Here is a 23,113-nt window from a genome sequence, read left to right as displayed (position 1 = left end):
CCCGGTACAGCCTGACCGCTCGAGCCCTCAGCTCATCGGGGTACTTCTTCGGTGGTGCCACGGACGACTCCCTTCAGGTCCTATCGGACCATGCTTGAAAGTCTCCGAGCTACCGGGGGAACCTCACGTCTACTGGATTCACCCCGACCGCCGCCCTGCTGGACGCACGTGGCCCAAGAACCTCCACCCGGACAAGGACGCGCTTCGAGCCACCCTCCAAAGACAGGCCGACGCAGAGTCGAAGAACGGATTCCACATCGCTCCAGTCATCCTCGACATCACCCCGCCGGAAGGATTCGCAGGCAAGAACAACAGCACCGCCAAACCTGTCACACCGGCGTGCTGAGAAATGTCACGGCGTCTGAAACAGATCATGGTGACGTCGTGAGGCGGCTGGCGCGGAGACGGCGAGAGTCCTCGCCGTCCCAGCTGTAGGTCCGCTGCCGCGGCCCGCGGGCCGCGGCTACTTCACACGAGGCCGGCCTCGTGGAGCTTGATGGCCACACCGGCGGTAACGCCCAGCGCTGTACCCGCGCCGAGCACCGTGCGCAGCACTTGAAGTGCGTCCTTACGGCGTTGCGAATCCGACTGGAACAAGGCGACCCCGGCCGCCGTAACGGCCGTGCCGATGACGAACACGACCCACGCACCCAACACGATCAACATTCGCTAGCCCTCACGCTTCGTTCACCCGGCAGGCGGCGTGCCTGCCAGATCAACAATCCGGTGAGGAGCAGGAGGTTGTCACGCCACCTGCTTTTACCGATAGACTGCGCTACAGAGCCGATGTTGCCTAGGCAAAGCCTCTTAAGGCGCGGTCAATCGGTGTCAGTCTTAAGGGTGAAATCCAGTTTGGATGATCATGGAAACGACCGCTGAGGACACCCCGAGCCGCACCGCCAAGGAGCGGCACGAGAAGCGGATCGAACGCCTACGCGACTTGGTTGAGTCTGGGGTTGTCGAGACCGCGCGCAAGAAGCGCAAGCTGCTCTGGCAGCCCGACCCGAAGACCGAAGCCGTCCCCTGGATCGCCGTTCGTTCGGCGCTCTTCAAGATCACCGAAGACCATCCTGTCCGCACCCGGATCCAGCAGGTCAGTTCCTCGAAGAGCGCCGCAGTGCAGGTTCTGCTGCTTGCACTCTTCGAGCTCCAGGTGAGTCCGCCGAGGCCCAAGGGGTGGAACACGAGGTTGCCCATCCGCTACAGCGACAACCCGCTCATACCGTCATGGGTCGACTTCACCGCGTTGCCCACCGTCGACTCGACCAAAACGACGACCCACGCACGCATCCCGCGAGCGAACCGAGAACGACAGATCAAACGGGCGCTCGACCGACTCGCCGCCAGCGGCCGCGTGGAACTCAAGCCCAAGGGCGTCCATGGTCGATACGAGAACTTCGGGGTCCTCGACGAAGGCACCAACCAGGGCCCAGGCAACGGCACGACCTACTACGCCCCTCCTAACCTCGGCACCGGGAAGAACCGCCGGCTGGTCGTCACCATCCCTGTCGAGTTCTTTCTCAACGGTTGGATTGACGCTCTGTCCGACAACGAGATCATCACCTACCTCGCGCTCCGCCAGACCGCACAGGCCTACCCAGGTCGCCACGACAACGAGGGCATCTACCTCACTCAAGCCAAGCGCACCGAGGATTTCAACCTCGACCGCGGGTTCGAGGCGCACCGGATGCTCGCCCGCTACGGCCTGATCAACACCATCCGCGACTTCCGACGCAGCGCAAACGGAACGATGTCGGGCTTCGAGGAAAGCGGTCCGGGCCAGATCGACAGGTTCACGCTGAACGACTCGGCGCTTGCTCAACCCGCGTTCTCACGCGTCATGAAGTCGCTCCAGCAGTTCGCTAACGGCTTCGACTCTGATCTCGCTGGCCTGACTGAGTCCATCGAGCTCTTCACTACGGCGATGGCCGACACGCAGGACTGAGTGCTGTCGCGCAGAACGAGGCCGTGGCTCGCTCGGTTGCGCCATCTCGACGCGTATCCCAGGCCGATCGCCCTGTGCCGTTCGTGCCGCATCCCCGACTACGCGGACCGTCCGGAGAGCCCGAGCCACCGAAGAATCCCTCGTGGGGATGACTCTGCCGCAACGTCCTCTTCAGACGCTGTCACAGTGGACGGTGGAGGCGGCGGTGCGGCTACGGGACAACCGAGTACCGCTTGCTGGATCGCAGACCAATTCGAATCCTTCCACCAGTCGAACAGGTCAAGCGTGCTCACAACGCGGACCGTGTTCGCCTTGACGAGTTCCGGTCTGTTGTAGATCGTCCTCTCACGCTCTTCAGGTTGACGCCTCCGCTGGTGATTGACGATCAGAGTGCCGCCCTCCACGGGCAGGTCGGGCTTTGCGCTTCGCCAGGTGTCGAGATGCCTAAGCAGATCGCCAACCAAGGACTCGCTAGCAGTGCCAGAGACCGCCTTGACCTCGACAAGTTGCTTGCGGCTGCCTAGACCGACCAGCAGATCGGCTGACCACGTGCCCTTCTCACTCCGATCCAGGTTCGTCGGGGACAGGCCCGCGTCATCGAGCACCTGCTCGACCGCCTGTACGAGCTCGTCTCCCGCGCCGTGCAACAACCCATCCCGAACCAGAGTCGCCGCCTGCCCGGCGTCCTTCAGGTCAGCCTCCAGCTGCGCTCGTTCGGTCGAGTGGCGGATCTCCATGTCAGCCAAGGCCGCCTGCGCCGCGAGCTCGGCTCGTGTTCGCCAAGCCGTGCCGACGTCATGTCCTGCCAACCGAAAACGCCGCGGCGCGTGCGGCACGAAGGCCGGAATCGCCTGCTGCACAAGCCAATCGACCACCGTGTCCCAGATAATTGCATCGGGGACGATGTACCAGCGCCAGGCCTCGTCCCTGGCGATCAGCACCGCCACAAGCGGATTGCCCAAACCGTCCACCAGGATCGACTTGAACTCCGCATTCAAACGCGGCAAGGCCTGGCCTCGGGCCGGCTCCGACGCCATCTCCGTCGGATCTAGCAGCGACAACGTCCACCAGGGAGCGTCCTTCGGGCGGTTGAGCAGCCTCGTCCCCAAGTCTCTGTCGGCAGCCGTCAGCCCGGAGGACAGGCTGGGACGCGGACCACCCGTGGGTAGCCGACGGCCCCTGACTCCGAAAATGCCCTGCGGAAACATCACGGTGTCGTCGAACATGCCGAACACGTTGAACATCGACCGCGGCGCGTCGTCATACTCGTAGCCGAGCATGCTGACGATCAACAACGGCTCGCCGCGGCCGCGCGCTCCCTCTCGGAGCCGCTCGAACTCGTTTCTGCTGGCATCAGCGGACCCACCTGGCAGCAGCGCCGCCACGCAGTCGGCGGTTTCCATGCCCTGCCAGCGCGGCTCGACACCATGCTGATCCCAGTCGATGACTGTTGTCTCCAACGGCGACGTCCTGACCTGGGCACCCGGACGCGGCTCAAGTGGCATCCCGGTCCAGTAGCCATCCGGAATCGGCTCAGAATTAGGAGCGGAGACTCCTAGATGGATCGGCAGCGGCATCCGAGCATCGTAGGACCGCTTGCGCTACGTGCCTGGGACATTTTCTCGATGGTCGGACGCGGCATGTTGTCGCCCTCGCAGATGGTGAACGGACTATTGATCATGTTGACCGTCACCTGTCAACGACAGAGTCGGCTGCGGCCGACGCTGGACAAGATCGAGATAGAGCTCGTCGGACAGCTCGGCGCGCTCGGGAGCGGGAGCCGTGGTTGATAGCCGCCAGTAGTGATCATCGCTGTCAGCTGCGCAAGCTGGGCAGCTGATGCGGACCTCTCCGTCCTTCAGGACTGTGCGGGATTTACACGGGTTCAGCGCATGCAGGCCCCGCTTGCACCTGGCTGGATTGTAGACAGGGTTTGTGCTTGACCAATTGACCGCTCGCTACTGGGGCCGGGGGTTCCGGACGTTGCGGCACAGCCGGGTGTGGCCGGACACCGAGGGGTTGTGGCGTGAGCGTGGTCGGTCGGACGGTGTGCGGGTTGCGCCGGCCGGGCGAGATCGGCGCGGCGTCTCGTGCCGGCAGGCGCGGGGGCAGGGCTCGATCGGTGCGGAATCCTGCCCCGGTCTCGCGCTGCTGATCAGTTGTCGAGGATGACGACGGTCTTGCCCTTGGCCTGGCCGGCGGCGATGGTGGCGAGGCCGTCGGCGGCCTGGTCGAGGGTGATGACGGCGCCGACGTCGACCTTGAGTGCGCCGCCGGCGGCCTGCTCTGCCAGCGGTCCGGTGACTTCCCGGACGGGTGAGGCCATGATCGGTGTGACGGTGACACCGGCGGCGGTGGCGGCTTCGGCGTCGGGCGCCTGGGTGAGGGTGGAGACTTTGCCGCCTTGGCGGACGGCGGCGAGCGGGACGTCGGCGGGGTCGTTGCCGAACAGGTTGATCAGTGCGTCGACGCCGCCGGGGTGGGCGGCGAGGACCTGCTCGGCGACGGGGCCGGCCGCCCGGTCGACGACGGTGGTGGCGCCGAGGCCGGTGAGCCGGGCAGTGTCGGCGCCGGTGGCGATGACGGTGACCCCGCGGGCGGCCAGGAGCTGGACGGCGTAGGAGCCGACGCCGCCGGAGGCGCCGTTGACCAGGACGGTCTCGCCGGACTGCGCGTCGATGGCGTCGACGGCCTGGACGGCGGACGCGGCGGCCAGCGGCAACGCGGCGGTCTGGACGAAGTCCAGACCGGCGGGCTTGAGCGCCACCGCGGCGGCGGGGAGAACCGCGTACTCGGCGAGAGTGCCGGCCTGCACCGGCGGCGCCATGAGAACGTGGCCGAAGACCTCGTCGCCGGGTTTGACGTGCTCGACGCCCGCCCCGACGGCTTCCACGACACCGGCGGCGTCACGGCCGACGACCAGCGGGTATTCGTGCGGCAGCATGCCGGCGAGATAGCCGGCGGCGATGGCGTTGTCGACGGGGTTCAGGGCTGCGGCCTTGACCCGGATCAGTACGGCGCCGTCGGTGACAGGCGGAGTGGGCAGCTCGCCGATCTGGGGTTTCTCGCCGGCAGCCGGGACGTGTAGTGCGCGCATGATGTGCTCCTTGTTCTGGTGTTACGAGACGGATTGACCTTGATGACGCGGGTTCAGGACCCGAAGGGATATGGGCCGAACCGGCCCCACACCACTACGGCGGCGAGGATCAGCAGCACCACGTTCGCGCCGATCATCTGGTTTTCCTTGCGGCGGGCGTGGGTCACGATCGCGCCGATCATGATCAGGACCAGGCCGAGCGCTGCCAGGGGCACCACGATCGGAGCGACGTGCAGCAGCGCCGGCAGGATCAGGCCGACGGCGGCCAGAAGTTCCAGCGCGCCGATGGACTTGACCGCGCCGGAACTGAAACTCTCGGTCCAGCCCATGCCGCTCGCGGCCAGTTTCTCCTTGGGCTGACTCAGCTTCATCACGCCAGCGGCCAGGAATGCGGCGGCGAGCAAGCCGGCGATAACCCACAACACGATATTCACGGGAGTTTCCTTCAATCGATGACTTCAAGCTGCAGGGACGAGGACTGGGGACGTCGCAGGCGCCAGTGTGAGCCTCTTTCGAGGCAATACGAAATTCCTGCAGCACAAGCGTTAAAGGGCTTCGGCATCATCAAATAGTTCAAGGTTGACGAATAGAGCTCAGCTCTAGGTGATCTGATTCAAGCTACAACTTGACATGACACCAGTTACTTCATTCTTGCAGTTATAGCGCGCACGTCGGCTCCGGTCGCGGCGCCGTGCGGGTCGGCGGGTTGTCACCGCCACGCCGCGCAGCCTGTGCGGTGCGGCAGGTGCCAGGAATGTGTTTCCAGATCGGCGGCCCACCGCGGAGCGGGGTTACGCCTGCGGGTAGAGCTGCTCGACCCGGTCGCGCTTGGTGTACATGTCCCAGTACTGCTCGGCGAGCTCGTCCGGGTCCACCATCGGCGCCGTTCCGATCGGACCGTTCTCGGCCAGGTTCGCCGCGGCCAGTTCGGCCATGGCGCTGCGGGCGATGAAGGCGCCGATGGACAGGGTGCCGGCGTAGATGCCGGAGGCAGCCAGCTCACCGTTGAGGGAGAACAACCAGTTACGGGCGGCGGCCATGAGGGGGCCGACCCCGCTGGCGTGCGGTTTCGGGGAGCCGGCCGTGGAGCCGGTGGTCATCAGGAAGGCGCCGTCGCCGCGCTCGGTCCACTCCGGCAGCACCGCGCGAGCGACCTCCACCGGAGTCAGCAGCAGCAACGGGCTGCCCTTCTCCAGGGTGGCGGCGTCCAGCCGGGCAGCGGGGGTGAAGGCCATCTCGCCGTTGATCGGCCCGTACTCGACCACGTCGATACGGCCGAAACGGTCCCGGACGGCGTCCACGACGGCCGGGACGTCGTGCGGCTTGGACAGGTCGGCGGTGAACCCGACCGCCTCGATGCCCTCGGCGGTCAGCTCGGCCACGAGGGCGTCGAGGCGCTCCTTGGTGCGGGCGACGAGGGCCACGCGAAAGTTCTCGCGGGCGAAACGGCGCGCTACCGAGGCGCTGAGACCTTTGCCCGCGCCGAAGATCGCGATCACTTTGGACAGTTCAGACACAGGGGTGTCCCCTTGAGATTCGGTTGGTTGGTTGTTCTCTGTGGTGCGGCAGGTCAGCCGCGGGCGTTCCACACCAAGGGAGCGGCCCGGATCCAGGTGTCCTTCTCGACGGCGTCGAGGAGGAAGCGGGCGAGGTCGGCCCGGTTGACCCGAGGGCCGGGCCGGACGCGGCCGGCCTCGGCGGCACGCAGAGGGCCGGAGGCGGGTTTGTCGGTCAGGGCGACGGCCCGGGCGAGGGTCCAGTCGACGCCGGAGGGGCGCACCACCTGGTCGACACCGGTGTGGTCGGCGAAGGAAGCCTTGATGTTCGACAGCGTGACCAGCGCCCTGGCCAGCGGGTTGAGCCGAGCCCAGTCGTCGCCGGCGCCCTGGGTGGACGCCAGGACGATCCGGCGGATGCCCTGCTCGTCCATCACGGTGAGGGTGTTGCGGGCGGCGTCGGTCATGAACATCGGCGGGCTGACCGGCTTGGCCCAGGGGTTGTCCGAGGCGCGGGCGTTGTTCAGCACACTGATCACCGCCTCGGTGCCCTTAGCCGCCGCGCGGATGTCGTCGAGGTCGGCGGGCGTGCCCTGGATCAGCTCGACACCGGCCGGGGCCTGGACTGCGGACGGGTCGCGCACGAGCGCGCGGACGCGGTGGCCGCGCGCGGTCGCCTGGGCCAGCACGTGGCCGCCGGTGCGGCCGCTGCCGCCGAGAACGAGCAGGTCAGTCATCGAAGCCAGTACCTTCCGAGTCTGCAGCGGGATCAGCCGTGGCCGGGAACAACGCAGCCCTCCGGGCGGCACACCGGGGTCTCGCCACTCGGGACGGCAACCATCGGGTGGGCGTCGTCCCAGGCCGTGCGGAGCAGGTCGAGCAGGGTGTCGCTGTCCTGGGCACCGGCCACGTGGTAACGGCCGTCGACAACGAGAAACGGCGCGCCGGTCGCACCGAGGCGCCGGGCGCGAGCCGCATCGTCGCGGACCTGCCGGCGGTAGCCGCGCGCGAGGAGAGCCTGCCGGGTCTGCGCACGGTCCAGGCCCAGTTCGTCAGCGAGCTTCAGGAGGTCGTCGCGGGAGAATACGGGCTCCGCGCGGCCGAAGTAGGCACTGAAGATCGCCGCCCATGCCGCATTGTTGCGGCCCTGCGCAGAGGCGTGGGCGAGGAACTCGTGCGCCAGATCGGTGTTACCCACCTGGTTGTCCAGCACCCGGTACGGGCGCAGGCCCTCGCTCGCGGCCAGCGCCTCGATCCGCCGGGTCAGCGTCTCGGCCTGGCTGTCGCTCACGCCGTGCTGACGCCGCAGGGTCTCGCGGACGGAGAACGTGCTCCCTTCCGGCAAGCCGCCGCCGAGCGGGAACGAGTGGTGAACCACCTCCACCTCGCCGGCGTGCTCGAACCGCTCGACCGCCCGTTCGAGACGGTGGTGACCCAGACCGCACCACGGACACGTCACCTCGGACCACATCTCGACTTTCACCACATGCTCCAATTCCTACGACTTGTGCGTAACGCCATGATGGACCAGCATGGAAGCCGTTACAAAAGGAACATCGGTGTGCGTGCCGGAGAGGAATGTGCGTCATGACGACAGCCGACGAAGCAGGCCCGGTGGTGACAGCGGCGGCGATCGGCCCGTGCGCGGCCATTCCCGTCGAGCACATGGCGTTCCTCCGCCAGATCCTGGACCGCGTCGGCGACAAGTGGAGCATGCTGCTGATCGCCGTCCTGCAGTCCGGGCCGCTGCGCTACACCGACCTGCAACGACAGGTCCCAGGCATTTCCCAGCGCATGCTCAGCCTCACCCTGCGCCAGCTCCAGCAGGATGGCCTGATCAACCGCACCGCCTACGCCGAAGTCCCCCCGCGCGTCGAGTACACCCTCACCCCACTGGGCCGCGGCCTCAACGAAATCGTCACCTCATTGATCGGCTGGGCCGCCGCCCACCACGACGAAATCCGCACCAACCACGAACGCGCCACAACCGGGTCCTGATCGTCACACCGGCAGCGCTGCCCACATCCGGCCTTGGGGACCAATGGAACAGCCAGTATCGGTGAGAACGATCATGGTCACGCCGCAGTGATCCACCAGCACAAGTGATCCGTCGTTCTGGAAGGCCCAGATGCCCGGCGCCGAGGCGGCAGGCGGGTACGGGCCGCTGGAGGAGATCGCCCGGAACAAGGTGAACGTGAAGAAGGTGATCACGCACTGGCCGGACATGCTCCGCGTGGCCGGCTCCCTGGTCACCAACCAGGTCCGCGCCTACGACCTGCTGCGGATGTTCGGCAGCGAGGACCGCCCGAACCCGCTGGGGGCCGCGTTCATCGAGTACGGACGGATCGCCAAGACCCTGCACCTGCTCGCGGTCGTCGACCCGATGGACGACACCTACCGGCGCCAGATGCACAAGCAGCTCACCGTCCAGGAGTCCCGCCACAAGCTCGCCCGCGACATCTGCCACGGCAAGAAGGGCACCATCCACCAGGCGTACCGGGACGGGATGGAGGACCAGCTCGGCGCGCTCGGCCTGGTCCTGAACGCCGTGGTGCTGTGGACGACGCGGTACATCGACGCCGCCGTCGCCCAGCTGCGTGCCGAGGGCCACGACATCAAGGACGAGGACGTAGCCCGGCTCTCCCCGCTCAAGCACAAGGACCTCAACTGCCTGGGCCGCTACAACTTCCGGGCCTCCACCCCGTCAGCCGGGGCGCTTCGGCCGCTGCGCGACCCGGACGCTGTCGACCTCGACGACGATGACGACGGCGCGGAGGACTGAACCGGGCGGCTCTGGTCAGCCGGCCGAGGCGGTGGGCGCCGCGGTTCAGGACCGTGACGGGGAAGCTGCGGCGCCCAGGCGGGAGCGGTTGGCGCGGATCAGAGTCCCTCGGTGGCGAGCATCTACCGGGCGCTCGCAGAGCACGCCAAACTCGAGGCATACCGAAGCCATCGAGGCCGCGCACGCCAACTTCGGCGCCCTCCAGAACAGCGAAGTCCCCGGAGCCCGCCCTTGCCGCTCCTGACCGAGCGTCACTCTGATTACGCCGGGCTACTTGTCACTTCGCCGTAGCTTCGGGAGAACAGGGCCGAGGCCCCCGGTGATGCGATCACCGGGGGCCTCTCACCGTTCATGATCGTTCTCACCGATACTGGCTGTTCCATTGGTCCCCAAGGCCGACATCCAGCAGAACCCGCCCCGAAGACCACCAGGTCACCCGTCACCTCCTCCGCCGACGCTGGGAACAGCACGGGCGGCGGTGTGCGGTCAGGCCCACGCGGCCCAGATCGCGGCGAGGTGGTCAAGGCGTCGTCGACGCCGCCTCAGCACGCGGGCGTCTGAACGACCGGAGGCCGGGGCGGGCCCCAGCTTCCCGCGCGCGGTTGAGCTCAGTCGCGTCGGGTCGGCACGGCTCGCGGCATGCGCGTGACCTGCTGCGCTTCGGCAAGCGCGGCGTGCAGCCGGGAGTTGTCGATGGCCAGTCGCTGGATCGTGGCGATGGCGAGTTCGAGGTGCTCGGTGAGTTCGCGATTCCGGCAGCGGAGGCGGGCATTGTCCTCCTGTAGGCGGGTGTAGGCGTCGGCCGCGCCGGTGTCCGCGTCCGCGCGCGGCGTGCTGGCGAGTTCGGCGCACACCTCGGGGAAGTTGCGGCGGAAGGTCGTGTTGGCCAGCCCGAGGCGAGTGGCAAGCGCGAGCGCGCTCGGTGTCCGGCCGGTCTCGGCCCGGGCGGTATCGATTGCCGCGCGGACCTGCGCCTCGGTCGGCAGGGGGACGTGGTGGGACACGGTCAGCTCTCCGGGATGGTCGGCAGCAGCGCGATGATCTTGCGTTGGCGGGCGGTGAGGTCGGCCAGCAGCAGGGGCGGCAGCGTGGGTCGGCGTGCGGCCTCGCCTGCAGTGCGGACTTGGACATGGCTGGGCAGGGTGGCGCGGCGGGTCACGAGGGCTCCGGGAGGTGGCGATCAAGGAACTGCTGGATCTGGTCGCGTCGGCTGCGGAGCCGGTGCGTCAGCAGCGGCGGCAGGCTGGGCCGCGCGGCGAGCTCGTGGTCGACGTGGTCGAGCTCGGTGCGCAACGCGCTGGTGTTGGTGGCGGTGAGCGCGACGTTGGCGCACTCCAGCGGCCGGCAGTCGCCCAGGACTGGCCGCGGTGTGGTGGTGGTGTCGCGGTGGGAGCGACACAACGCCTTGTCGTGGTTGAACACACAGGTGGCGAACGTGCCGGGATAGATCGCGGGGTCATCGCGTCGCAGCAGCCGCGCCAGCCGGTGTGAGTCGGTCATCACGGTGCCGGTGAATCGGGCCCGGCCTGCGAACCCGTCGAGTCGGCGGCGCGCTTCCTCGGCGGCAGGGCCGATCAGGGTGGTGTGCTCGTGGGCGTCGATCATCGTGAGCAGGTGTTCGCCGCGGGACAGGGCCTGCTCGCTCTCCACTTCGGCGCGGAAGCCGGAGTCCGACGTACCGGCGTAGCCCTCGAACATCTGGACGCTCAAGTGCCGGTACTGGATGGCGCCGGCGATCACCCCGCCTGGGCGACGGGCGATGAACCAGGCCAGGGTGCGGCGGAACTGTCGGGTCGACAGCCGCCAAGATCGGCCGTTGACCAGCGGAATGCCGTCGGCATGGCCGTGGAGTGCGCAGTAGTCGTTGATCCAGCGGACGAGTTCACCGAGTTGCGCGTTCGTGACCCCGGTGCTCTGCGCCTGGTCCGGGATGGCCTTGGACGAGCCAGCGGCGTTGCTGTGCGCGAGGTACGAGAACAGCAGCGTCCGGTCGACGGGTTGCAGCTGTTCCAGGACGGCGACCGCGCGAGCGGCCGGATGACCGACGATCCAGGTCGCCTCGGTGCCAGCGGCATCGGTTTCTCCTTTGAAGGCCCGGCTGGTCAGCTTCCACCAGTAGGGCCGCCCCTCGGCGTCGCGCGCCACGGTCACGCAGCCGCGGCGCAGGTGCTTGACCTCGCTGTCACGCATCCCGGACAGGAACGCGATCACCACCCAACAGGACACCTGCAGCAGACGAGCCAGTTTGCGGACCGACTGAGCTGGATGGTTCACCGCGATGTCGTTGATCCAGGGCGCACCGTCCAGCCGCCCGCGGATCGCAGTACCCAGCCACGTGTACTCGGTGACACCGACGAGCGCGGCGGTGGCGTTCACCGTGACGCTGTGCCGACGTATCAGGCCGGTGTGGCTGATACCGACCTCGGCGGCGATGAACTGCAGGTTCGGCCGCCCCTGATAGCCGGGCAGCGGGTACCCGGCGTGGACGTGGTCGTCCAGATAGGACTGAAGTTGGGCGGCGGCGCCGGGGTTGTGACCGCGTTTGCCGTTGCGGAACCGGGATCGGTAGTCCAGCCAGCGCTGATGGGCGTCGAGGATGTCGGGAGCGAACTCGTCGACGAACCGCAGCGCCCAGCCCAGCAGCGGCCAGAGGACGGGTTCGGGGATGCGGTCTGTCGTGTTCTCCGCAGGACGTTTCGGGCGCGACCAGCTTTCGACCTGGTGCGGGTCGATGCTCAGTGGGTCGGCCAGACCGGTGCGGTAGCGCCAGAACAGGCGCACCACGCGCCGGGCGTGTTCGCTGGCGCTCGCGTTGGGCAGGGTCAGCAGGTGCCGGTGGTAGTCGGCGAGGTCGTCCGTGGTCAGCCGCGCGAGGTCGGGCCGCAGCGGGTGCCCAGCCACGGCCGGCCGGTTGTCCAACCAGGACAGAAACCGGCGCACGTCGATGAAGGCGCTGCGGATGCTGAACAGGCTTTGACGTTTCTCACCGGGTGGCAGCGGGCCAGCGAGCATCGCGTAGCACAACTGCTTGGCGTGCAACCGATAGCGACCGGGTATGGTGGGAAAGTCCAGCGCCAGCGTCTTGACGTGGCGTTGGAGCACACCGGGATCCAGCCGCCACACCTCGTCCATGAACCGCGACGTGTAGGCCAGCTCGACGTCCGGTCGCAGCGGACGTCCCGCCAGTACCCACTGCTGCCCGCCGGGCAGCTCGGGGCGGTCGGGCGATGTCCACGCTGCCAGTGAGGTCATGGGCGCTCCCACGGGTCTTCGGCCAGCTCCAGCAGGGCCTCGGGCGGTGTGACGGCGCGGGCGGCGTCGACTTCGGCCGGGGTGAACCTCGGCAACACCTCGCCGCGCAGGGCCGCCCAGGTCGGTCCGTAACGGGCCCACCACTCGGTCTCCCCGAGCCGGACGCGCCGGTCGGCCAGCTCATCGAGCAACACGAGGATCGCCGGCAGGTGTGCGCGGGTGATCAGGCAGTTCCCGCAGTGAAAGCAGTCCAGAAACGACATCCGGCGGCACGGCCGACCGGTGCCGGGATGCTGATCCGGATCACTGCACGCGCTCCACGCGCCCTCGTGCGCCGGGTCGGCTTCCGTGGCTGCGGGCTCGATCCGCAGACTCGTACGGCCGGACTCCTGCAGCACGTGGTGATGTGCCGCCAGCGCGGCCTGCTCGGCATCGAGCACCGCCTCACCCAGGACCTCCTCGGCCCAGTCACGGGCCGTCGGGTCCCCGCGTAGGTAGCTGGCGAACAACACGCCCACGGTGTTCGACCGGGCCGCCGACGGCAGATGCCCGCCGACCGCGCGGGTGCGGCGGACCTCGACACTGGTGCGCACCCGCGGCATCCGCACCTGCAGCGGCGCACCACCCGACCCGTCATCCGGGTCGATGTCCGTCTCGCTGGCCGGGTCGGCGCGCAAGTCGTGCCGGGCCGCCCACGCAGCGAAGTTCAGTGACCCCGCCAGCCGGGCGGCGTAGGGATCGTGATGCTCGTGCACTCCACCGAGTCCACCGGCGCGGGCGTTGCGCCAGACCGACCAGATCGTCCCCGCCCCTGCCGGCGCGCCGGTCTGGGAATCTCGGAACACCCGGCTACGGGCCATCAACCGGTGCAGCATCAGATAGAGACCGCCGGGCGTGTGCAGAGCGCGGTGTGGCGGACCGATCTCCCACGTCACGGTGTCGAACCAGCGTCGTGGCCCGTGCCGCCGCTTGATGACCCGCAGCTCGACCGCGCGGCCGCGCGGTCGAGGACACGGTGCTCGGCAGGCAGCTCCTTGAGCGTCTCCGGGTTGCGGCCGGTCACCACGCCGAGCAGCACCAGCAGCGGTTCCCGGTCAGCCTGGGTGACCAACAGCTGCTGCGCCACCGCCGTGCGTGCCCGGCGTTCCCGGTAGACGCCCGATTCCGGCAACCGTGGCACCACCCCGGTCCGCGCGATCCCGGCCAGCTGCGCGGCGACCACCTGGTCCGGGTCAGACAAGCTCGACGGGTCGGCAGACCAGGCCGCCACCAGCCGTTCCCCGGCGTCGATGCGGTCACGGATCGCGGCGACATCAGCGCGTGCAGCGGCTACCAGCCGCGCCCACTCCCCATCGGAATAACCCGGTGCACCGGGTTTCTTGGTGTTCATGTCGCGCCGACCCAGATAGGTCAGCACCGCGGGCGACAACAGGTCCCGTAGCGCAGGCTGCCGGACGATCAGGCGCAGCGGGCTCAACTCCCTCCACGCCCACGTCGCGCCGAGCGCGTCGATGCGGTGCCGCAGAAAGGCATCCACCTGGGTAGCGGTCAGTTCCTGCGGCACCACGGGCGGGCTCGGCAGGCCAGCCAGGAACCGCACAAACCGGATCACCGCACCCCACGTCGTCGCCGCCGAGGCCAGGGTGCGGCGCGTGCCCGCCGGCCCGACCGCCGCGGCGAACGCCGCGGCGAGCGGGGCGTGCCAGCCGGGCAGCGGCAGCTCGCCGACACCGAACCGCCGGTGGCGACCGTCCTCCCCGACGAACTCCACGACCAGCCCGCCGTCGTGATACGCCACCTCCTCAGGCGGGCCGTAACCCGGATCGGGAACGGCAGCCGGTCGTCCTGCATGGGTACTGCCGCGGCCGTCCCCGGTCACAGGACACCACCCACGGTCGGACCGTGTTCGTCATCGACGGGCAGGACGCTCACCGGGATGGCCCACGGGTCTTCCCACCCGTCGGGCACCAGCGCCATGCGGGTCTGCATCTCCAACTCGGCCAAGGTAATGGTGCAGTCGGGTATTGGAACTCTCGGAATACCCGGTCACGATCTTCTTGCAGGCGGAGTGCAGGCACCGCGGTCAGAGGCCGTCACCGATCATGTCGGCAGCTGCCGCAACCACTGGTTCACCACCGCCGGTCGCGGCCGTTCAGGTGCGTCCTCGAGGAGCAAGTCGCCGACGACGAGCACCAGCGGCTCGAACTTGACGTCTCACGACTTCCAGCCGTCCGATCGAAACAAGGCCACGTGCATGACAACGGAAGCTAGACCCGTTACGGCGGAGCACACAACGCCAGATCAGCCAGGTGTCCATCGTGCTGAACCGGACGGCGCCACGAGTCCGCGTACAGCGACAACCCTGACCGACCACAGCCGGTCCCACTCCCCGAACACGTCCACACCACGCTCGGCCAGGAACACCAGCCAGTCCCGCGATGCCCGCGCGTAGGCCTCCCACATGTTCGGCGAGGGGGCGCCCGACGCCGGGGGTGGATTCGGGCGGTCGGGTGAATTCCGTCGGTACCGACCGGTGTTGCGGTGGTGTGGTGGAACTCTGGGGATCCGCCAGTCACTGACCGGACCGGGGAGGTGTCCTCGTTCGTGACACCCGAGCTGGAACAGCCCACCGACACCGGCACCGAGCCCACCGACGGGGACGGCCCTGGTGTGCACAACATGGTTTCCGGTGTTGTGGGCGCAGTGGTTCAGGCCGGGGTGGTGCACGGCGACGTGCATCTGCACTCGCCGCCTCCGCCGCCTCCGCCGCCTGCGCCGGTGGTGCCACGGCAGCTGCCCGCCGCGCCGGCGCTGTTCGCGGGGCGGGTGGCGGAGCTGGCAGGGCTGGACCGGACGCTGACCGCCACCGCGCCGGACGGGCGAGATCCGACCGCGAGAGGGCCGACACGCGCCGACTCACCCGCAAACCTGCCCGTCACCGGCACAACGGTGGTGGTCTCGGCGATCGGCGGGGCTGGTGGGATCGGCAAGACCTGGCTGGTCCTGGCGTGGGCACACCGTCACCTGGACCGGTTCCCCGACGGGCAACTGTTCGTAGACCTGCACGGCTTCAGCCCCACGCAAGAGCCAATGGCGCCTGGGGCCGCAGTGCGCGCGTTCCTCGACGCCCTGGAAGTCGACCCCGGCCGCATCCCGACCGACCTGGACGCACAAGCCGCGCTGTACCGCAGCCTGGTCGCGGACCGGCGGATGCTGATCGTGCTGGACAACGCCGCCACCGCCGAGCAAGTCGTCCCGCTGCTGCCCGGCAGTCCGACCTGCACCGTGCTGGTCACCGGCCGCACCAGACTCGCCTCGCTGATCGATCGGCACGGCGCCCGCCACCTGACCCTGGACGTTCTGACCCAGGACGAGGCGCGTGCCCTGCTGGCCGCCCGCCTGGGCGCGGACCGTATCGCCGCCGAACCCGGCGCCGTCGACGAGTTGATCCAGCTGTGCGGGGGCTACCCGCTGGCTCTGTCGATCACCGCCCGCCACGCCGCCACCCGCCCCGGCCTCCCGCTGACCGAGATCGCCGCCGAGCTACGCGAGCTGGGGCTGGAGATGCTCGACCACGACACCGACCCCACCGCCAGCCTGCCCGCCGTCCTCTCCTGGTCCCTGCGTCGGCTCACCGCCGAACACCGCACCGTGTTCGCGCTGCTGGGCATCGCCCCCGGCCCCGACACCACCCTGCCCGCCGTCGCCGCCCTCACCGGCCTGCCCCCGCCCCGTGTGCGCAAAGCACTGTCAGCGCTGGAGGAGGCGTCCCTGCTCGAACGACGGCCGGGCGGCCGGTACGCGATGCACGACCTGGTCCGCGCCTACGCCGCCACCACCGCCCACAACCTGCCCGACAATGTGCGAGAGACAGCCCTGGTACGGGTGATGGACTTCCACCTGCACACCGCCCACACCGCCGACCATCTCCTGTACCCCCACCGCGCACTCGTGCAACCCGACCCGGCCGCGCCCGGTGTCCACCCGCACCCGCTGCTCGACGCCGCGGCCGCGCTGGCTTGGCTGGAGGCCGAGCACGCCACCCTCCTGGCCACTCAGCGCACCGCCGCGGCCCTCGGCCGCCACCACGTCGTCTGGCACCTCGCCTGGGCACTGGACGACTTCCACATCCGGCGGGGGCACCGGCGCGACCAACTCGCCATGTGGCGGGCCGCGCTGGACGCCGCCGCACACCTGCCCGACCCCGCCACCCGCATCCGCACCCATCGGTTCCTCGGCGACGCCTGTTCCCTGCTGGGCCTGCACGAGGAGGCCACCGGACACCTGGACCAGGCCCTCGCCCTGGCCGAACACCATCACGACCCGACCGAACAGGCACACACCCACCTGATCCTCGCGATCGCCTGGGAAGAACGGGGGGATGATCGGTGGGCCCTGGACCACGCCCGACACGCCCTCAACCTCTACCGCACCCTCGGCCAGCCGGTGGGGGAGGCCACCGCACTCAACGCGGTGGGCTGGAACGCCGCGCGCCTGGGCGACTTCGACACCGCCCGCGACCACTGCCGCATCGCCCTCACCCTGTTCCGGCACCACCACGACCCCGACGGCGAGGCGGCCACCCTGGACAGCCTCGGGTTCATCGCCCACCGCACAGGCGATCACCAGCAGGCCATCGACCACTACCACCAGGCCCTCACCCTGTTCCGCACTCTCGGCAACACCTGCGAGGTCGCGGACACCCTCGACCGTGTCGGCCACCCCCACGCCGCGCTCGGGCAACGCGACCAGGCCCGCCAGGTGTGGCGGGAGGCGCTGGAGCTGTACCGGGAACAAGGCCGCGACGACGACGCCGCGCGCGTACAACGGCAACTCGACGACCTCGGCCCGGACCGCGACGCTGCCCCGCCACCTCGGGATCCCGGATCCGTCAACTGGCCGAAATGATCTTCAACCGAGTTCCTCGGAGTCACGCCCGGAACCGTCGGTCGCTGGGAACAGGGCAAGTCCACCCCAGAAGCCTGGCTCCAGCCCCGCGTGGCGAAACGTCGGCCGCCGAGCGGGCCGATGCTGATCGTCTGGAGCGCGCGCTCGCGAATCCGTCGAAGGTGGATCTCGTCACGGTCGCAGAACTTCGTCAGCGTGTGTCACTGCTGAGCGCCCGCTACGACGCTGAACGATCAACTGGGTTGCTGGCCGAGGCAGGACAGGCGTTGGGGCAGACCCGACTGCTGCGCGAGCACGCGCGCGAGTATCGCGTCAAGCGGGACTTGCTCGCGGCGGAGGCGGAAGCCTCCACCGTGATGGGCCAGTTCGTCTGGGACGCGTCTCAGCGCCGTGATCACGACACGGCAAAAGAGCACTTCACAACGGCAACTGAGGCAGCGCGCAGAGTCGGTGATCCAGTTCTCGAAGCTGTCGCGCTCCTGCGAACCTCATACGTTGAGCTGTATGGCACCGACGACCCGGCAGAGGGACTCGTTCTCACTCAACGTGCGGCCGGCGTGGCTCGGGGGCACAGCGATGTGTTGACTGGCCTGGCAGAACTGCACTCCGCCGAAGCCCACGCGATGATCGGCGAACGCGTTGCGTGCGAGCGTTCATTGGGACGGGCACAAGACCACTTTGGACGGATCTCGGGCGACGAGCCATTCGTGGAGATGTTCTCCGAGACGCAGTTCGACCGCCTCGCCGGATCCTGCTACCTGCGTTTGAACGACGCGGCAAGGGCCCAGGCCACGCTGGAGCGAGTCGCTTCACAAGCCTCGTCTCGTTCGAAGTCCCGCAGCATCGTGCTGGCGAACTTGAGCTTGGCGCACATCCAGCAGCGAGAGCTCGAGAACGCCGCGGCGGTTCTGCACGCTGCGATCGACTGTGTTGAGGCCACGTGGGGTGGCGGTGGCCTCAAAGTGATCTTCGGCGCGGCGCGAGAACTCCGTCCTTGGCGGAAGGAACCTGTGGTAGATCAGATATATGACCGCCTGTTCACCATGATGGTGGCGTCCTAGAAAGGGTTGCCCTGTGGCGAAGCCGGACGAGGCCAAGAACGAGGTTCGCCACCGCGTCTGGGACCTGCTCACCGAACACCGCGCCGCTCAACCGGACGTGCACGGCTCGATCCCGAACTTCGAGGGTGCCGTGCTGGCCGCACAGAGGCTCGCAGAGCTTCCGGTCTGGAAGCGGGCGCGCGTGGTGAAGGCCGTGCCAGACAAACCACAGGCTCCGGTCAGGGCGCTGGGCCTTCAGCAGGGCAAGCTGCTCTACGTGGCGGTTCCTAAGATCGCTGCCGCGAAGCCGTTCTATGAGCTCGATCCCTCGAAGCTGCCTGTTTCGCCTGAGGAAGCGGCGGTACCGAAGAAGGCTGCGTTGTTCGCGAGGACCGTTGACACGGATGAGATGCCGAAGATCGATCTGCTCGTGTGCGGAACGGTGGCGGTGAACCGTCGAGGTGTCAGGCTGGGCAAGGGCGCGGGATATGCCGATATCGAGGTCGCCCTGCTGCAGGAGGCAGGGCTGATCAGCGAGGCGACGACGATCGTCACGACAGTCCACGATCTCCAGATCGTCGATGGTGATCTCCCGGAGACCAGCCACGACTTCTCCGTCGACGTGATCGTCACCCCGACCCAGGTCATCGAGTGCGGACCGCCTCGACGGCCGGCAGGGATCCTGTGGTCGGAGCTGGACCCAGCGAAGATTGCTGCCATTCCGGCTCTCGTCTCGCGGGCAGCTCGGCGTCCTGCGTCTGGTCTATGACCATCCGATGGGCTCAGCCCGGAAAGCAGCGCAACGTCAGCTGATCGCAGATCGTTGGGTCCTGGCGTTGTCGTATCCGCTGTCTTGATCGACTTCTGTCGCAATCAGGCGAAACCCCCTCGAGCCCTCTGGCTTGGAGTGCCTCCAAGAACTACGCAGTTAGTACGGCGGAGCGCGAGAAACGAGGGGGAACACGTGGGGGCTCAACTCGACTTGCACGCGCGGGTGAGGTTCGCGTGGCTTGAAGTGACTGGGAAATGCCAGCTGCAGTGTGGCCATTGCTATGCCGACTCTGGCCCGGCTGGCTCGCACGGTGCGATGACGGCCGAGGACTGGAAGCGGTCGATCGATCAGCTCGCCGACCTCGGAACGCGGATGGTGCAGTTCATCGGAGGCGAGCCGACGCTGCACCGTGCGCTGTCTGGGCTCGTTCACCACGCCCTTGACCGTGGGTTGACGGTCGAGGTGTTCACGAACCTGGTGCACATCGGCCCCGAGCTGTGGGAGGTGTTCTCGCGGTCCGGCGTTCAGCTCGCCACCAGCTATTACTCCGATGATGCTGGGCAGCATGAGCGGATCACACGAGGTCGGCGCAGCTACGAGCGGACGAAGTCGAACATCGTCGAGGCGGTGCGACGCTCGATTCCTGTGCGTGTGGGTGTGATCGACGTCGATGAGGGGCAGCGTGTTCGGGAGGCGGTGTCGCAGCTCAGAGGTCTTGGTGTCGGCGGCGAGGTGCGGATCGATCGTCTGCGGCAGGTGGGGCGTGGTGTTCAGGATCGGGGTCCTGACCTGGGCGAACTGTGTGGGCAGTGCGGCGACGGTAGGGTCGCGATCGCACCGGACGGGTCGGTGTGGCCATGCGTTTTCTCCCGGTGGTTGCCGGTCGGCAACGTGCGGGAGGAGTCGCTTGCCGACATCCTGACGGGATCGAGGATGACGGAGACCGCATCAGTGCTCGCGACAGAGTTCACCCAGCGAACTCTGAACCCGTGTGTGCCCAACATGTGTGATCCGCAGTGCGGACCGAGCTGCAGCCCGGCGTGTCGACCGGCCGGCAACTGCACGCCTGCGGGAGCCTGCGCTCCGGACTACGACTGATCAAAGGAACTTCCACCTATGCTCGCCCGCCGCGCGTACATCCCCGACGAGTCGCTGCCTCGTGGCTCACGGAGGCCATGGCCGCTCGACGTTCCGTGCGTCGCCCAGCTGGCGGACGAAGGGATGACGTTCGAACGCCCGGTGACCTTCTTGGTCGGCGAAAACGGCTCCGGGAAGTCCACCCTGGTCGAGGCCTTCGCCGAGGCATGGGGACTGGACGCGCAGGGCGGGCGGGCTGGGCGGAAGTACGTCAACGACAGGCCGAAGTCCGTGCTGGGCGAGATGGTGCAGTTCGACACCACGACTCTCGGTGCCCGGCATCGCATCGGGCCGCGGACGAAGCGCAAGGGCTACTTCCTGCGTGCAGAAACGGCATTCGGGTTCATGAACGCGGTCAGTGGCATGCGCGGTTATTGGGATGAGGACACGAGCGAGATGAGCCACGGCGAGGGCTTCCTCACCGTGTTCGCCGCGATGTTCCGCGAGCCGGGCTTTTACCTGATGGACGAGCCCGAGGCCGCACTGTCGTTCCAGTCCTGCCTGCGCTTGATGCACCTCATGTACGAGCTCGGCAAATCGGGTGCGCAGATCATCTGTGCGACCCACTCGCCGATCCTGGCCTCCACACCGGACGCCGACATCATCGAGGTGGGGGAGCACGGTTTCCGCCGGTCCAAGTGGGAGGACCTGGCGCTGGTCGACCACTGGCGCAGGTACATGGCAACCCCCGAGGCGTACCTGCGCTATGTCACCGAGGAGTAGCCGTGCACGAGGATCTCAGCGACGCCGACGCCCAGTTCCGCGAATGGATGCGCGAGAACCTTCAGCGGGCCGCGGCGCACTTCGGACTCGTGCTTGCCGGCCAGCCTCGGCTCGGTTGGATGGATCGCTCGATCGGCTCGCTCGCTGGCCGCGATGAGGAGCAGTTCTGGTTGCGGGTTGTCTCTGAGAACAAGCAGTGGGTCGGCGGCGACTTCTGGACCGGCAACCTCGACGCCAACGTCTTCACCGGCCTGGCCAAACCACAGGTGCTGGACGTCTACGAGTGGGACGAACACCGGCAACAGCGCGCCGAGATGCTGACCTTGTTGCCGGGCTCGCCGTGCTCTCGCACCGACGCGCTGCGCGAGCCGATCGACCTGCCCGACGCATGGTGGGCAGAGCTCCGTCGCACGATCGACGTGGTCGCTTCTACACCGACGGACCGAGTCAACACCGACCAGGAGCGGGTCCGGAGCCGAATCCGGCAGCGGTTAGGGGACTCGACGGATCCTGTTGTCTCGCAGTGGGAAACCGTGCACGGCGACCTGCATTGGGCCAACCTCATGAAGCCAGGTTTTGGCTTGCTCGACTGGGAGTGGTGGGGACGTGGCGTCGCGGGCACGGACGCCGCGACCTTGCTCTGCTACAGCCTTCTCGTGCCGGAGATGGTCGAGAGGGTCCGCTCGGTCTTCGCCGATGCACTCGAGTCTGAGTCAGGTCGGATTGCCCAGCTCTATGTCGTCTCCAGGCTCTTCCGCCGGATTGACAAGGGTGATCACCCGGACCTCGCCACGGCGCTCGCGGCCCACGCCGACACGCTCATGTGAACATCCTGGCGACGGCTCAAACCCCCGATCGGGCTACCCCTGCGCGCCCGTGGCATTTCTGCAGGTGAGACGTAGTAGTTGCGCGATTCGTGCTGGGGCGCTGCGTGATTGATGAGCTGGTCTGCGCTGCGCTGGGGCAGTTGGCTGATTGTGCCTGGCACAACAGATCCCAGCTACAGCAAGGAATTCCACATGCCGCAGAGAATCTCCACGGCTCGTGGCCGCGAGTTCGGTGAAGGCGTGCGGGCGGCCATCCGAGCCTCCGGAATGACCGCGCGGCGGGTTGCTGAACTTGTCGGCTGGCAGGAGGCGAAGCTGTCGGACTTCTTGAACGGCAAGATCGGGTGCACCGAGGCAGAGTTGGCCCTCCTGCTGGGGGTCTGCCGCACGCCCGTTGAGGAACGTGACCGCCTGTTGAGTCTCTTGCCGGAGGCGCACGTCGAAGGTTGGTGGCAGCGGCACGGCTCGTGTGTGCCTGGGCGGCTTCGCACGCTCGTCCAGAACGTTAAGGCTGCGAAGACCCTGACCACATGGCACCCCCATGGGCTTTCGGTGTTTCTGCAGTCGGTGGACTACCTGCGTGCGGCGATCTCGGCTTCTCCGAACGTGCCGGAGGAGGAGACCGATCAACGTGTCAAGGCCGCACAGGAGTTGCAGGAGCTGCTCTCCGGCCGTGGCCTGCAGTGCACGTTCTACATCCACGAGCAGGCGCTGCATCTGCCGATCGGTGGTCATGAGGTTCACGTCGGCCAGGTGCATCACGTGTTGCTGATGGCGGTCCGCACGAACGTCGCGATCAGGATTTTGCCGACGGAGGTCGGCGCTCACGCAGGAATGAGCGGGGCATTCACTCGGCTGGACTTTCCAGCGTACGAGCCGCTGGTCTTCCTGGAACACGAGAACTCCACCCTCATCGAAGAAGAGAAGACAGCGGTCGAGGGCTACCTCGAGGTCGTTCGCTCGCTCGACCGCGCCAGCCTGGACGGCGAACAGTCGAAGATGGTGCTGCTCCAGCTCGCCGAGCGATTGGCCACTGCCGACTCCTTCGGACACGACCGGTTGCTGCCAGGCGCGCCGACCGTGGGCGTGGCCTTCCCGGCCGACCGCAGGATGTGAGCCGGGGCTGCCTGCTCA

Annotated in this window: 21 protein-coding genes and 1 pseudogene; 10 read left to right on the top strand and 12 right to left on the bottom strand. The window is 67.9% G+C overall.

Annotated elements, in window-relative coordinates:
* Positions 1-468 precede the first annotated feature (468 nt).
* Complete coding sequence (locus G7043_RS39915; RefSeq protein ID WP_166053884.1) at positions 469-666, bottom strand: hypothetical protein; 198 nt, start codon at positions 664-666, stop codon at positions 469-471.
* Positions 667-862: 196 nt separating this feature from the next.
* Between G7043_RS39915 and G7043_RS39910 the strand changes: the two genes are divergently transcribed.
* On the top strand, positions 863-1,945 hold the full coding sequence (locus tag G7043_RS39910; protein ID WP_207312326.1) for a hypothetical protein: 1,083 nt from the start codon (positions 863-865) through the stop codon (positions 1,943-1,945).
* A gap of 98 nt (positions 1,946-2,043) precedes the next feature.
* Here G7043_RS39910 and G7043_RS39905 read toward each other — a convergent pair whose 3' ends face one another.
* From G7043_RS39905 to G7043_RS39880, 6 genes are all read right to left on the bottom strand, one after another.
* A complete protein-coding gene (locus G7043_RS39905; protein WP_166053882.1) occupies positions 2,044-3,522 on the bottom strand; it encodes a hypothetical protein in 1,479 nt (492 codons plus the stop codon).
* 578 nt (positions 3,523-4,100) lie between these two features.
* Entirely contained in the window at positions 4,101-5,042 is a 942-nt protein-coding gene (locus tag G7043_RS49645) for an NADP-dependent oxidoreductase (protein WP_166053881.1), read from the bottom strand.
* A gap of 53 nt (positions 5,043-5,095) precedes the next feature.
* Positions 5,096-5,476 carry a DoxX family protein gene (locus tag G7043_RS39895; RefSeq protein WP_166053880.1) on the bottom strand — a complete coding sequence of 127 codons (381 nt, stop codon included), beginning with the start codon at positions 5,474-5,476 and terminating at the stop codon, positions 5,096-5,098.
* Positions 5,477-5,833: 357 nt separating this feature from the next.
* On the bottom strand, positions 5,834-6,559 hold the full coding sequence (locus G7043_RS39890; protein WP_313888310.1) for an SDR family NAD(P)-dependent oxidoreductase: 726 nt from the start codon (positions 6,557-6,559) through the stop codon (positions 5,834-5,836).
* Positions 6,560-6,612: 53 nt separating this feature from the next.
* Entirely contained in the window at positions 6,613-7,275 is a 663-nt protein-coding gene (locus G7043_RS39885; protein ID WP_166053879.1) for an NAD(P)-dependent oxidoreductase, read from the bottom strand.
* A gap of 32 nt (positions 7,276-7,307) precedes the next feature.
* A complete protein-coding gene (locus G7043_RS39880) occupies positions 7,308-8,021 on the bottom strand; it encodes a DsbA family oxidoreductase (RefSeq protein ID WP_166053878.1) in 714 nt (237 codons plus the stop codon).
* Between the two features lie 104 nt (positions 8,022-8,125).
* On the opposite strand from G7043_RS39880, the gene G7043_RS39875 reads away from it, so the two are divergent.
* Both G7043_RS39875 and G7043_RS39870 read left to right on the top strand, forming a co-directional pair.
* Entirely contained in the window at positions 8,126-8,536 is a 411-nt protein-coding gene (locus G7043_RS39875) for a winged helix-turn-helix transcriptional regulator (RefSeq protein ID WP_313888309.1), read from the top strand.
* Between the two features lie 103 nt (positions 8,537-8,639).
* Positions 8,640-9,320: pseudogene (locus G7043_RS39870) on the top strand (Tn3 family transposase); the annotation flags it as partial.
* A gap of 608 nt (positions 9,321-9,928) precedes the next feature.
* On the opposite strand, the gene G7043_RS39865 reads toward G7043_RS39870, so the two are convergent.
* The 5 genes from G7043_RS39865 to G7043_RS39845 are packed head-to-tail and all read right to left on the bottom strand — an operon-like array spanning position 9,929 to position 14,370.
* Entirely contained in the window at positions 9,929-10,324 is a 396-nt protein-coding gene (locus G7043_RS39865) for a hypothetical protein (RefSeq protein ID WP_166053876.1), read from the bottom strand.
* A gap of 2 nt (positions 10,325-10,326) precedes the next feature.
* A complete protein-coding gene (locus G7043_RS39860; RefSeq protein WP_166053875.1) occupies positions 10,327-10,479 on the bottom strand; it encodes a hypothetical protein in 153 nt (50 codons plus the stop codon).
* Positions 10,476-12,572, bottom strand: a complete 2,097-nt coding sequence (locus G7043_RS39855; RefSeq protein ID WP_166053874.1) for a hypothetical protein — start codon at positions 12,570-12,572, stop codon at positions 10,476-10,478. Before G7043_RS39855 ends, G7043_RS39860 begins: the two co-directional genes overlap by 4 nt.
* Complete coding sequence (locus G7043_RS39850) at positions 12,569-13,507, bottom strand: hypothetical protein (RefSeq protein WP_166053873.1); 939 nt, start codon at positions 13,505-13,507, stop codon at positions 12,569-12,571. Before G7043_RS39850 ends, G7043_RS39855 begins: the two co-directional genes overlap by 4 nt.
* Complete coding sequence (locus G7043_RS39845; RefSeq protein WP_166053872.1) at positions 13,504-14,370, bottom strand: hypothetical protein; 867 nt, start codon at positions 14,368-14,370, stop codon at positions 13,504-13,506. The genes G7043_RS39850 and G7043_RS39845 overlap by 4 nt, the downstream gene beginning before the upstream one ends.
* Before the next feature lie 881 nt (positions 14,371-15,251).
* Between G7043_RS39845 and G7043_RS39840 the strand changes: the two genes are divergently transcribed.
* The 7 genes from G7043_RS39840 (at position 15,252) to G7043_RS39810 (ending at position 23,095) form a co-directional block, all read left to right on the top strand.
* Entirely contained in the window at positions 15,252-17,480 is a 2,229-nt protein-coding gene (locus tag G7043_RS39840) for an ATP-binding protein (protein WP_166053924.1), read from the top strand.
* The gene (locus tag G7043_RS39835) at positions 17,477-18,541 is read left to right on the top strand and encodes a transcriptional regulator (RefSeq protein ID WP_207312324.1); all 1,065 of its coding nucleotides are present in this window, start codon (positions 17,477-17,479) and stop codon (positions 18,539-18,541) included. The genes G7043_RS39840 and G7043_RS39835 overlap by 4 nt, the downstream gene beginning before the upstream one ends.
* 13 nt (positions 18,542-18,554) lie before the next feature.
* Positions 18,555-19,289, top strand: coding sequence for a 5-formyltetrahydrofolate cyclo-ligase (locus tag G7043_RS39830; RefSeq protein ID WP_166053871.1), 735 nt, complete (start codon positions 18,555-18,557; stop codon positions 19,287-19,289).
* 195 nt (positions 19,290-19,484) lie between these two features.
* Positions 19,485-20,390 carry a radical SAM protein gene (locus tag G7043_RS39825; protein WP_166053870.1) on the top strand — a complete coding sequence of 302 codons (906 nt, stop codon included), beginning with the start codon at positions 19,485-19,487 and terminating at the stop codon, positions 20,388-20,390.
* An 18-nt stretch (positions 20,391-20,408) separates the two neighbouring features.
* Entirely contained in the window at positions 20,409-21,152 is a 744-nt protein-coding gene (locus tag G7043_RS39820; protein ID WP_166053868.1) for an AAA family ATPase, read from the top strand.
* Positions 21,153-21,154: 2 nt separating this feature from the next.
* Positions 21,155-21,979, top strand: coding sequence for an aminoglycoside phosphotransferase (locus tag G7043_RS39815; protein ID WP_313888308.1), 825 nt, complete (start codon positions 21,155-21,157; stop codon positions 21,977-21,979).
* A gap of 111 nt (positions 21,980-22,090) precedes the next feature.
* Entirely contained in the window at positions 22,091-23,095 is a 1,005-nt protein-coding gene (locus G7043_RS39810) for a helix-turn-helix domain-containing protein (RefSeq protein ID WP_166053867.1), read from the top strand.
* Positions 23,096-23,113 lie beyond the last annotated feature (18 nt).

Source organism: Lentzea alba (assembly GCF_011067745.1).
In the GTDB taxonomy this organism is placed as follows: Bacteria; Actinomycetota; Actinomycetes; order Mycobacteriales; family Pseudonocardiaceae; genus Lentzea; species Lentzea alba.
This window is presented reverse-complemented; position numbering and strand designations above follow the sequence as displayed.